This is a genomic window from Bacillus sp. LSHTCR4, from assembly GCF_057197025.1.
In genome coordinates this window covers 114,488-126,526 of record NZ_JBXUNO010000007.1, presented here as the reverse complement: position 1 = coordinate 126,526, position 12,039 = coordinate 114,488, and the positions used below count along the sequence as shown (strand labels likewise).

Below are 12,039 nucleotides of genomic sequence, written 5' to 3'. Positions count from 1 at the left end.
TCCTTGTAATTTAGTTTCCTTGGAAACTAAATTTATTTTAACATGTTTTTCTCACTTGTAAATATGAAAAAATGATTTTAAAATGGTATATAGTTAAATTGTTTCTTTGGAAACTTAGGAGGCGAACGGATTGGATTATGCAACGAAACAAATGGAGATACTTTCAGACATTCGTACACTTTTGCATAAAAAAGAAGAACATTTGAAAGGACAAAATGAGAAATTTCTTCGTGAGACAGGTGTAAGTGGTATGTCTTTATCTGAGTTACATGTAATCGAGTGTATCGGGAAGAATGGTCTGATGAATGTAACGGCAATTACGATAGAAATGGGAATGACGAAGGGCGCAATCTCTAAAGTTTGTACAAAGTTGTTCCAAAAGAAATTCGTTGAGAAGATGCAAATGTTAGACAATCAAAAAGAAATTTTCTTTCGCTTAACGGAAAGCGGAAATGAAATATATAAAGCTCATGATAAATTGCATAAACAAGCTGAAGAAAAGTGGCTGTTACTCTTAGATAGATATACGAAAGAAGAACAAGATTTTATTCAAAGGTTTATAAAGGATGTCTCCGATCATTTGGAAATATAATTGGAAGAAAAAACTCCTTTATTTCAAGCCTTTTGAATATAATTTCTAAAGGAACTCATATATAATAGAAACAGATACTTAACATAGTGAATAATTAAAGAGTCAATATATAAAGAGGAGAGAATAACATGCTTGAAAATACGGGATTAGTATTAGAAGGCGGCGGTATGCGTGGTGTATATACGGGCGGGATATTAGAATACTTTATGGAACAAGATTTATATTTTCCATATGTAATCGGTGTATCAGCTGGTGCTTGTCATGCAGCGTCGTATCTTTCCAGACAAAGAAATAGAAATAAAACAGTAAATATTGATTATGCATCACATCCGAAATATTTATCGTATAAAAATTTATGGAGAAAACGCCAGCTATTTGATATGGATTTCATTTTTCATGAAATTCCAGAAAAGCATGTGCCGTTTGATTTTGAAACATACTTTAATAGCCCCGAGCGTTTTCTTGTAGGAACGACGGATTGTGAAACAGGACAGTCTGTTTATTTTGAAAAAGAGGGAACGAATGACGATGCACTAAATTTATTACAAGCTTCTAGTTCATTACCTTTCATTGCACCAGTAGTAAATTACCGTGGTAAGCAATTATTAGATGGCGGGATTTCAGATCCGATTCCAGTTCGTAAAGCACAGGAAGATGGATTTAAAAAATCAGTCGTAATTTTAACAAGAAATCACGGTTACGCAAAGAAAAAATCAAGATTTGGATGGGTTGCTGCGAAAGCTTATAAAAAATATCCGAATCTTGTTAACACGATGCTAAATCGTTATGAAGTGTATAATGAAACACTTCACTACATTGAAAAAGAAGAACAAGCGGGTAATTTATTTGTTATTCGTCCAGAAGTACCGCTTCAAGTAGATCGTATGGAAAAGGATACGGCTAAATTACAAAGTTTATATGAGCAAGGTTATGAAGATGCAAAGAGACAATTTGCAGATTTAAAGGCGTTTTTGCAAAAATAAGTATTAGGCTGTGGAGATGGGGTTCTCTGCAGTCTTTTTTGTATTGCTTGCTTATCCGTTACTTTTTAAAAATGTATAAATGTTTAAGTGTTTAAAGAGTTTGTAAAACATAGGGGTGTCTTATTGAGGAGAATTTATTTGAAGGATATTATGATGATGTAGCGCTACTAAAGTATTAAATTTATGAGGTGATTGTTAATGAAAGGAAAAGTTTTTTCAATTACGACTTTAGTATTATTAGCAACATCAATCTCAACAAGTGCATTCTATCCAACTCTAAGCGGTCACAAAAGCGGTAACCTACTATCTTACAGAGCTCAAACTACTACGAATCAAAATGCATCTCGTTGTTCAGTAGCAATTTCTTTTATTAAATCAAATGGAAATAATTCATATATTGAAAGCGCTTCAGATAAATTAGGATCCCATGAATCTGGAAGAGCATTAAACGCAACTGTGAGTAATGGTGCATATAACGCCTTTGGTGCAAAAGGACTATACTCTGAGCATTATGCTAATGAGAATAATGACTATCAAGAAGATACACACAAAGGTACTTTTGATAGTAATGGTAACTTACGATTACAGTGGTAAAAAGCATTAAAAAGTTGTCTTTATAAATATTTGGATAAGGAGAAGGGGATGTTCATCATCTCCTTCTTATCTAAAAGGAGCAGAGACATGTATTTAGCTTTTAAAAATATAAAAAACAACAAACTGTTTTCAGTCATTCTTCTTATGGCATTTTTTATTTCTTTTCTTTCTATATCAATAGCCGCACTTTTAACAGAGTCTAAACGAAACTTTATATCTGCTTTTCAAATCGGTTTTCCAGAGAAGAATCAAATTTTAACTGTTCCGATAGCGAATGCAACTGAATTGGAAGAGATAATTCCCTTCATACAAGATACTTTTGTTAAAAGTGATATTTACGTAGAGCATTTAAAAGCATTAAATAGTTCAGGGGCAACAAAGATCATAGCTGTGAACTTAAAAGATGATTATTATTGGAAGCCATATATTTCTGAAGGACAATATTTTCATCGTGAAAATGTAAACGATATGGTTGTTGGCGATCAAACGAATGTAGAGGAGTTATATGAATTTGATGATACATATAAAAAAATAGGAACTATATCGAGAAAAGACAGTGACGTCGGTGTAGCAGGCATATACGTTCCACTTCAAAACTTACCTACTATATCTAAAAAAGGTATTATCGCGAGTAAACAATTACAATTAACAGTTGTTAATCCTACATCATCTATTCATAACGAAATAAAAAAGTTTATGGGTAGGAGTAAAGAAGTGCTTTCGGGAGATGTTCAAATACTGAATGAACGAGATCTTCAGGAACTACATGTGACACATATAGATCCAGCAAATAAGTATTATTATAAATTCATTCTTGTTGCAATTGTTTCTGGAATTTCTGCGGTTTTATTTTGGATTTATAAAAAAGAAAGAGAGATTTCATTAAAAAAAGCAGTAGGTGCTTCTAATATATCTATTTACTACGAACTATATATTCAAATTTTGTTTATTTCTTTCGCAGCGATGTTCTTAGTTTTTATTACGTTAGAAATATTTTCGGGAACAATTCATACTTATTTTCAGACATACTTAGTAAAACCGTTAACACTATATGTATTGATATGCAATGTTGTTTTTGAAATTTTTCTTACAATTTTTGTTACTGTAATTCCAATCAAGCACATTATAAATATATATCCCGGAAAACATTTAAGAACGTAGGAGGTCTTCATGTTTTTTATATTTGATTCTATACAGTCTGTAAAAAAACGGTTGTTACCAAGTTTGATTATAGTAATTTCTTTAATTATTGCATTTTCTTCAGCAATAGAATTTGTTAGTAATCTTTCGGGATATCGAAAAATGATGACGTTAGCAAATAATTTATCGACTCATAAAAATTTCTATGAACTTTATGCGACGCAAGATATCACATTGTTTAGCGAAGAAAAAGCGAAAAGTGATTATCAACATTTCATTCAAGGGTTATCTAATACGATACCAATAACAAATAAAACTAATTATTTGTTCCGTAACTATTCACTTAGTTTAAAAGAAGAAAATGGAACGATAAAGACTCTTATTGTTGATAAAGATATTAATAAATACTTTCATATACCAATTTCACAAGGAAGATATTTTGAGGAATCGGAATTTCATAAATCAGTATTTGATAGTAGACCTGTTATATTAGGTGCTAATTATAAAGGAAAGGCATCTATTGGTGATATCATACCATCTGGAAAAATGAAACTAAAAGTAATTGGCTTTTTAGAAAAAAATTCAGCATTTACATATCCTCGAAGCGGTGAAATATCGGATAATCGTATTACATTATTAGATGACATGGCGATTTTACCAATTGGAACAGAAGAAATAGAGTTCTATAGTGTAGAACTTTTATACAATGGGTTAATTATAGAAACAAATGGGAAGATAAATATAAATGAATTTCAAAAGAAAGTATTAAAGGTAACAGAAGGTAAGGGCTATTCGTATTATGTTACAAATCCGAATAAATTATTAGAAAATGAAAAGCAAGGCATTGATAATATGTCATATCCCTTATTATTAAGCGGTACAGTCTTATCTTTTTCATTTATATCTATTTTATTAACATTAATGGCCACGCTTTATATGGAACGTAAAAATATTTCTATTAAATCAGCATTAGGAGGAAGTACTTTTCAACTATGTCTTCCGTTTGTTATTGAGTATATGTTGTTATTCGTTTTATCTATATGTATAGGAATTTTGTATTTTCAATGGGAGAATAGCGGAGTAATTGAAATTCAGAAAGGGCTAGAAAATAGTATAGTATCTTTCTTTGGAACGTTACAAGTCTCTATAGAATCATTGGTTGTTATAGGTGCTTTATCACTTGTAATGATCTTCGTTATATATGCAATCATTTATTTCAATGTACTAAAAATAAAAAATACATATATGAAAGAGGTGTTATAGATGATTCAGCTCGCAAATGTGGCTAAGGGATACGGAAAGAATAATTTTAGTGCTTTAAAAGATATTAATATTACAATAGAAAAAGGCGAAATGATAGCCATTATGGGACCATCTGGTTCAGGGAAATCAACCTTGCTTAACATTATTGGCTTAATTGATAGCCCCTCTACTGGAAAGTATTTTTTAGATGGCGTGGATACGAGTACATTAAAGTCAAACTATCATAAGTATAGAAATAAGGAAGTTGGATTTGTGTTTCAAAACTTTTCGCTACTCGATGATTATACAGTTGTTGAAAATGTAATGCTTCCGCTTGTATATAGAAGAATTTCTCATAAGAAACGTATGAAAATATCAAAAGAAATGCTGAAAATGGTAGGGCTTGAGAGGCATATTAACCAATATCCTTACGAGTTATCAGGAGGAGAACAGCAAAGAACAGCAATAGCAAGGGCTTTAGCACAAGATACAAAAATTATACTTGCTGATGAACCGACTGGTGCTCTTGATCAAGAAAATGGGGAAAAAATTATGAGTATTTTACAAGAGATTAACAAAGAAGGAAAAACAGTGCTAGTTGTTACACATGATCAAAAGGTAGCTGCATATTGTCAGAGGACGATCCAGTTACTTGATGGTTGTATAGCATAATATGGATGATGGTATGTGAAGAGGTGATACATATGGAAAATGTATATAAAAGGCTTAGACATACCGGATTTACTGCAATGCTTATTTTTGGAGGGGTATTTCTACTTCGCTGGCTCATACATGATGAGATGCTACTGAATCAGCTTATTGGGTGTAGCGTAGGGATGGTAATGGTTATTTCGTCAGTTTTCATTCAAAAGTATAGTAAAGAATTACAGGTGAATAAGAAATATTAAAGGTTCCTAATCTCTTTTAAGTAGTTTGGACGTAGAGGAGGCTTGCATATGATTTTTTTATTCGCCGTATATTTTGTTTTCATTATGACGTTGGTAATTACGTTTCTTCTTTCACAAAAGTCATATAAGAAGCCAGTTATTAAATATATACCAACGTTAATATTGTTTATTTTGGCTTTCATTTCTTCTGTTATGTTTGTATTGAATAACGGAATGGGAGAGCTGATGATAGCCGTCTCTTTAGGGATTGCAGCGATAGTGAACGGTCTTTTACTTCTTGTTTTGAAAGTAGTTCGTGTGATTGTTGCAAAGGGAAAAGAGAGCATCGAATTCGATGCTCTCTTTTTATTTAAGCTTCTTTTTAATAAATGAAAAGGCTAAAGCTGTAATTAAAATACTGCCTTTAATGATATCTTGTGCATAATAAGGAACGTTCATCATTGTGAGGCCATTTAGTATAATTCCGATTAATACTGAGCCGAGGAATGTTCCGACTATATTTGGTTTCTTAGCACCGAACATTGCGTAACCGATATAGGCAGCTGCGACTGCATCCATTAATAATGGAGCGCCAGCTGAAACTTGTCCTGTTCCAACGCGGCTGCATAGAATAATGCCGCCAATAGAAGCTAGTAAACCACTAATCATATAAGCATATACCCGGTAACGATTAGTAGGAATACCAGCTAATCTAGCAGCTTCTTGATTCCCACCAGTCATATAAAAGAAACGACCGTACGTTGTTTTTTCTAAAAATAGATGTGCAATTAAAACGACGATAAGCATGATAATGACAGGGACTGGAATTCCGAAAATAGAACCCTGACCGATAAATAAAAAGGAGGGAATAAAATGTCCTTTGGCGCCAGACATTCCTTCATAAATTGAAGATCCTTTTGAAAATGTTAAGTGTAGTCCATTAACGATATACATGATACTTAATGTAGCTAGTAAATCTGGTAGTTTAATTCGGATAACGAGCAGTGCATTTAGTAACCCAACTAATAGTCCACAAAGAATAGGAACAAGGAGTGTGACTAATAGTTCTTGTCGATATAAAACGAGACAAGAAGCAGCGGCAATTGTTGCTAAACTAGCGGTAGAGCCGACCGATAAATCAAATCCATCTACAATCAATGTAAAGGTAACACCGATCGCAAGTAACGTTACGATAGAAATAGAACGTAAAATATCACTAATATTGTTGTAGGTTAAAAAAGAATCATTGACGATAGAGAAAAAAATTGTAACACCTATAATAATAGCAATTGTACTGAATTGATAAAAAAGATGAGTAGGTAAATCTGGTTTTTTAGTTTTATGAACGAGATTCAATGGAATAACTCCCTTCAGATAAATGTAAAAGCTGTTCAGGAGATAGTTCGTTTGGTAAGTATTCACCTACAAATTCTCCGTTCGCCAGTATAAGAATGCGATCAGCGATATGTAGTGCTTCATCTTGTTCTCCTGTGAAATAAATTACGGAACTTCCGTTTTCTGTAATGCTGCGAATGAATTGAAAAATGTCTTGTTTTGCAGCGATGTCTACACCTTTAGTTGGTTCATCCAAAAGAAATAGATTAGGTTTGAATCCATCCCACTTTGCAATTGAGACTTTTTGTTGGTTTCCACCACTAAGTGAATGAATAAAGGCTTTTGGGTCATTTGGCGAAATGCTGAAAGAAGAAATTGCCGTGGTGGCATTATTTAATTCGGTTTGTTTTCTTCGCCAACCTGATTGGTGTAAATTTGTGTGACTTATAATATCTTCCGAAAGGAATACCCCTTGCTTTCTTCTTTCTTCTGGTACAAGTGCGATTTTCACTTTAATCGCGTCTCTGGGTGTTTTAATTGTTATATTTTGGCCATCCATTTCTGCACGATAAGTATAACGAGCACCAAATAACGTTTCAGCAAGTGTTGTTTTGCCGCTTCCAATTAATCCATATATAACAACAGTTTCTCCTTTTCGTATTGTAAGAGAAAGGGGAGAATGATCTTCGCGTAATTGAAGCTCTTGTACTTTAAATAATTCTTCGCTCCCGCGTTTTGGTGCTGTATTAATAGGGAGTGTAAGTTGTTTTCCAGTCATTGCTTCCACAATTTGCTGATCTGTAATCTTTGTAATAGCTTCAGAAAGGGAAACCTTCCCATTGTGTAATACAGTTACATCATCTGCGAAATTTCGAATCTCGGATAAACGATGAGAAATTAAGATAATGCCAATACCTTTTGCTGTTAAATCTTTTAATAGTTTCCCAAAGGTTTCAACCTCTTTTGGTCCAAGAGAAGAAGTAGGTTCATCTAATAAAAGATAATTTGTATTGTTAGATAAAGCTCTTGCGATAAGGAGTAATTGTTTTTCATGTAATGAGCAGTTTGAAACATCTTCCGAAACATTTAAATTTACCTGTACAGTTTGCAAATGTTGTTTAGCAAGTGCGACTAATTTGGACTTTGAAAATAGTAGTTTATTTTGCATTGCTAAATGATCGATTAGTACATTTTCTAATACAGATAATCCGGGAATAAGTCCGTGATCTACTTCTTGTGTTACGAAAGAAATACCATGCTTTTTTGCATCTCGAGGTGAAGTAAAGGAAACAGACTGATTATCAATTTTTATATCGCCAGCAACTGGTTGAATTTCACCAGTTGCTATTTTTAGTAAAGTACTTTTTCCGGCACCGTTCATACCTAGTAAAGCGTGCACTTTTCCTTTTTGAATATGAATAGAAACATCTTCTAGAACAGGTGTAGCGATATGATAAGAATGTGTAATGTTTTGAAGAGAGAACGTCATCATTTTTTCTCCTTCTCTAATTTTTTCATCCAAGGGGAATATGCATCTTTTGAGTCTCCCCAACCGTTTATATATTTTGATAACTGATCCATTGTTATATTTTCTTTCGGTAAACTATTTTTCTTTACTAAATAAGGTTCTAGTGAATAAATATCTGGCGTTTGTTCACCAGCAATTTTTTTGTATAAAAATCGTACTTGAACCTTACCTACTTCAGCTGGGTCAGTTGCCGCTGTAGCAGTCCAAGGTGAGTTTTCTTTTTGCATGAGTTGTAAATCTTCATTACTTAAGTCAATGCCATATACTTTTATATCTGTACGGCCAGCTTGTTCAAGTGCTTTAACAGCCCCTTTAGCAAACTCATCCCACGAAGCGAAAATAGCTTGTAAATCGCCTTTTTTCGGATATTTCTTTAGTAAAGCTTCTACTTGTGTTTGTGTATCAAGCGGTGTGTTATTACTAGCAGTACCGAATCTTGCAACTTCTTTTATATTTGGATACCGTTTATAAAAGGCATCAATGATAACGTTGCGGCGTTCCATTGGAGCAAATCCGCCAACCCATACGACTGCGATATTTCCTTGTCCATTCAAATCTTCCGCTAACGTTTTTAAAGATTTCCAAGCAAGACTATAGTCATCTTGATCGATAATTGTCACACCCGGCAAGCGTAGATCGTTATCGAACGCAACTACGGGAATGTTCGCCTGTAATGCTTTTTCTACTCCGTGTTTTAGTGCTTCAGAACGGCCATGATCAATTAAAATACCATCCACTTTTGAATTAATAGCAGTATCTAAATTTGCAGCCATTTTTGCTAAATCATTATCAGAATTGTAGACTTGTACACTGCCGCCAAATAGCTCAACTTGTTTTTTGACGCCCTCAATATATTGAGAGGAAAAAGTTCCGATGGACATTTGCATAATTAATGCGATTTTTAATGGCTTCTTCATTTGGATTGGAACTTCTGTTTGTAATTGTTTTTCTACCGTTGTAGTTGCCTGCTTCACAGTTTGTTGCTTTTGTGAAGAGATAGCATCTTGTTCATTTGTACAAGCTGTTAATGTAAATAAGAGAAAAATAAGTACGATGGAACATAGTTTTTTCATAAAAAAATCCCTCCTAAACTAAGAAGAGAGAGGAGGGAGTGAAAATAAAAAACGCCTTTTCATATAGAAAAGACGTCTTATCATATTACTCTTATCTTTCAACACAATGTGTTGTAAGAATTAGCACCGTGCCCATAAATGGGTCGGTTGCCGGGCTTCGTAGGGCTCATCCCTCCACCTGCTCTTGATAAGACATCGAATATTTAACTATTTTGAATTATTCCATGATTCTGTATGGTTGTCAAATGTTTTTTGTAAATAAAAAAACCCTCAGAAAGAGGGTTTTTAATGTGGTAAGAAAATCAATTGATAAGCAAACAAAATTCCAAATACATACACAAGTGGGTGAACAGCACGGAATTTACCTTTTGCCACTTTCATAAGTGGATATGAAATAAATCCAAGTGCGATACCTGTTGCGATACTTGATGTAAGTGGCATGCTTAAGATTACTAAGAATGCTGGGAATGCTTCATCAAATGCGTCCCAATCGATGTGGCGAACTGAACCCATCATAAGACTACCAACGATAATTAGTGATGGTGCAGTAATAGCTGATACACCAGAGACAGCACTTACTAATGGTCCGAAGAATGCTGCTAGTGCGAATAGAATAGCTACTGTAACAGTTGTTAAACCAGTACGACCACCAGCTGCAACACCAGCAGATGATTCAATGTAAGCTGTTGATGGTGTTGTTCCGAACATAGAACCGATTGTTGCTGAGAATGAGTCAGATAGAAGAGCTCGTCCAGCTTTTGGAAGCTTTCCGTCTTTCATAAATCCACCTTGTTGTGCAACGCCAAGTAATGTACCTGTTGTATCGAAAAGTGTAACAAGGAAGAATGAGAATACAACGCCGTATAATCCGTAGTTAATTACGTCAGATACAGCAGTAATTGGATTTGAAACGATAATTCCTTCTGGTAATCCAGGCATTGATGTAACACCGTTTGAGAATGATAATTGTCCTGTGAAGAAAGCGATAATACCAGTTAATAGCATTCCGATAAAGAGTGCGCCATTTACATTTAGAGACATAAGGATAATAGTAATTCCAAGCCCAGCTAATGCTAGTAGTACTGGAGCAGAGTGAAGGTCACCAAGTCCAACTAAGTTTGCTTCATTTTTTGTAACGATACCTGTTAAACGTAAACCGATAAAGGCGATGAAAAGACCGATACCAGCAGTAATTGCATGTTTTAAGTTTTCAGGAATTGCTTCCATTAATTTTGTACGGAAAGATGTGAATGATAACAAAATTAAAATCATACCTGCTACGAATACAGCAGAGAATGCAATTGCGAAAGTCATGCCTTCATGAGCTTTTACAACAGAGTAAGAGAAGTAAGCATTTAATCCCATACCTGGTGCAATTGCGATTGGTAAGTTTGTAAAGATCGCCATAAATAATGTTCCGACAACAGCAGCAATAATTGTTGCTGTAAATGCTTGTTCAAATGGAACACCTGCATCTCCAAGGATAACAGGGTTTACGACAATGATATATGCCATTGTTAAGAAGGTAATAATACCTGCCATAATTTCAGTTTTAATAGAAGTTTTATGTTTTGAAAGGTTAAACATATAAACATCCTTTCTGTTTACGAATAATTTTCACAACAGTTATATATAATATTCGTTTTTTAACTATTTTGCAATAGTTTTGCATAAAAAGTTTACAACAATTCATATTTTGTGTCTTAAATTCGAATATTAATCGTAACATGATGTGTGAATTTCAGTTTTTATTATGCACATTATAAGGAAAAGGAGTTGAAAGAAACTATGCCGCAGCAAAAAAACTTTGTAACAATGCCAGCGCAACATCAAAATAAACAGCCTGGTATTGAATCATTAATGAATCCACTTCCGCAGTTTGAAGATCCAAATTATAAAGGTAGCGAAAAGTTAAAAGGAAAGAATGTATTAATTACAGGGGGAGATAGTGGGATTGGACGAGCTGTTTCCATCGCTTTTGCGAAAGAGGGAGCAAATATTGCGATTGCTTATTTAGATGAGGAAGAAGATGCTAATGAGACGAAACAACGTGTTGAAAAAGAAGGTGTAAAGTGTGTATTGTTGCCGGGGGATTTGAGTAATGAACAGCATTGTAAAGATGTTGTTCAAGAGACCGTTCAGCAACTAGGTAGTTTACAGGTTTTGGTAAATAATGTCGCGCAGCAATATCCGCAACAAGGGCTAGAGTATATTACAGCAGAACAGCTAGAAAAGACTTTTCGTATTAATATTTTTTCTTATTTTCACGTTGCGAAAGCCGCACTTTCTCATTTAAAGCAAGGGGATGTCATTATAAATACCGCGTCTATCGTTGCATACGAAGGAAATGAAACTTTAATTGATTATTCCGCAACGAAAGGGGCAATTGTAGCTTTTACAAGATCACTTTCTCAATCGTTAGTGCAAAAAGGGATTCGTGTAAATGGTGTTGCGCCAGGACCAATTTGGACACCACTTATTCCATCAAGCTTTGATGAGAAAAAAGTATCACAGTTTGGAAGTAATGTTCCGATGCAAAGACCTGGTCAACCATATGAATTAGCGCCAGCATACGTATACTTAGCGTCTGGCGATTCATCTTATGTTACCGGACAAATGATACATGTAAATGGGGGCGTTATTGTAAATGGATAGTTTTCATTTA

The 12,039-nt window shown here is 34.2% G+C and carries 13 protein-coding genes and 1 riboswitch; of the genes, 9 read left to right on the top strand and 4 right to left on the bottom strand.

Annotated features, from left to right (window positions below; genetic code table 11):
- Window positions 1-130 precede the first annotated feature (130 nt).
- The 8 genes from AC2CGR_RS26400 (at window position 131) to AC2CGR_RS26365 (ending at window position 5,831) form a co-directional block, all read left to right on the top strand.
- On the top strand, window positions 131-592 hold the full coding sequence (locus AC2CGR_RS26400) for a MarR family transcriptional regulator (protein WP_087968299.1): 462 nt from the start codon (window positions 131-133) through the stop codon (window positions 590-592).
- Window positions 593-720: 128 nt separating this feature from the next.
- Window positions 721-1,575, top strand: a complete 855-nt coding sequence (locus AC2CGR_RS26395) for a patatin-like phospholipase family protein (protein WP_000892682.1) — start codon at window positions 721-723, stop codon at window positions 1,573-1,575.
- Between the two features lie 198 nt (window positions 1,576-1,773).
- On the top strand, window positions 1,774-2,169 hold the full coding sequence (locus AC2CGR_RS26390; protein WP_000676983.1) for a hypothetical protein: 396 nt from the start codon (window positions 1,774-1,776) through the stop codon (window positions 2,167-2,169).
- Window positions 2,170-2,256: 87 nt separating this feature from the next.
- Window positions 2,257-3,330 (top strand): ABC transporter permease, encoded by a 1,074-nt coding sequence (locus AC2CGR_RS26385; RefSeq protein ID WP_484481349.1) that lies wholly within the window; start codon window positions 2,257-2,259, stop codon window positions 3,328-3,330.
- A 9-nt stretch (window positions 3,331-3,339) separates the two neighbouring features.
- A complete protein-coding gene (locus tag AC2CGR_RS26380; protein ID WP_484481348.1) occupies window positions 3,340-4,572 on the top strand; it encodes an ABC transporter permease in 1,233 nt (410 codons plus the stop codon).
- Entirely contained in the window at window positions 4,573-5,223 is a 651-nt protein-coding gene (locus AC2CGR_RS26375) for an ABC transporter ATP-binding protein (protein ID WP_484481347.1), read from the top strand.
- A gap of 32 nt (window positions 5,224-5,255) precedes the next feature.
- A complete protein-coding gene (locus AC2CGR_RS26370) occupies window positions 5,256-5,459 on the top strand; it encodes a hypothetical protein (protein WP_087968303.1) in 204 nt (67 codons plus the stop codon).
- 48 nt (window positions 5,460-5,507) lie between these two features.
- Window positions 5,508-5,831: a sugar ABC transporter ATPase gene (locus AC2CGR_RS26365; RefSeq protein WP_087968304.1), complete on the top strand. Its 324-nt coding sequence runs from the start codon at window positions 5,508-5,510 to the stop codon at window positions 5,829-5,831.
- On the opposite strand, the gene AC2CGR_RS26360 is transcribed toward AC2CGR_RS26365, so the two are convergent.
- The 4 genes from AC2CGR_RS26360 to AC2CGR_RS26345 form a co-directional block, all read right to left on the bottom strand.
- Complete coding sequence (locus AC2CGR_RS26360; protein ID WP_131101433.1) at window positions 5,805-6,794, bottom strand: ABC transporter permease; 990 nt, start codon at window positions 6,792-6,794, stop codon at window positions 5,805-5,807. The two genes, AC2CGR_RS26365 and AC2CGR_RS26360, sit on opposite strands and share 27 nt — an antisense overlap.
- Window positions 6,778-8,265, bottom strand: coding sequence for a sugar ABC transporter ATP-binding protein (locus AC2CGR_RS26355; protein WP_131101435.1), 1,488 nt, complete (start codon window positions 8,263-8,265; stop codon window positions 6,778-6,780). The genes AC2CGR_RS26360 and AC2CGR_RS26355 overlap by 17 nt, the downstream gene beginning before the upstream one ends.
- A complete protein-coding gene (locus tag AC2CGR_RS26350) occupies window positions 8,262-9,374 on the bottom strand; it encodes a sugar ABC transporter substrate-binding protein (protein WP_071726445.1) in 1,113 nt (370 codons plus the stop codon). Before AC2CGR_RS26350 ends, AC2CGR_RS26355 begins: the two co-directional genes overlap by 4 nt.
- A gap of 88 nt (window positions 9,375-9,462) precedes the next feature.
- Window positions 9,463-9,568, bottom strand: a riboswitch (SAM riboswitch).
- A 91-nt stretch (window positions 9,569-9,659) separates the two neighbouring features.
- The gene (locus tag AC2CGR_RS26345; RefSeq protein WP_087968306.1) at window positions 9,660-10,961 is read right to left on the bottom strand and encodes an NCS2 family permease; all 1,302 of its coding nucleotides are present in this window, start codon (window positions 10,959-10,961) and stop codon (window positions 9,660-9,662) included.
- Between the two features lie 201 nt (window positions 10,962-11,162).
- Between AC2CGR_RS26345 and AC2CGR_RS26340 the strand changes: the two genes are divergently transcribed.
- Window positions 11,163-12,029 (top strand): SDR family oxidoreductase, encoded by an 867-nt coding sequence (locus tag AC2CGR_RS26340; RefSeq protein ID WP_071726443.1) that lies wholly within the window; start codon window positions 11,163-11,165, stop codon window positions 12,027-12,029.
- Window positions 12,030-12,039 lie beyond the last annotated feature (10 nt).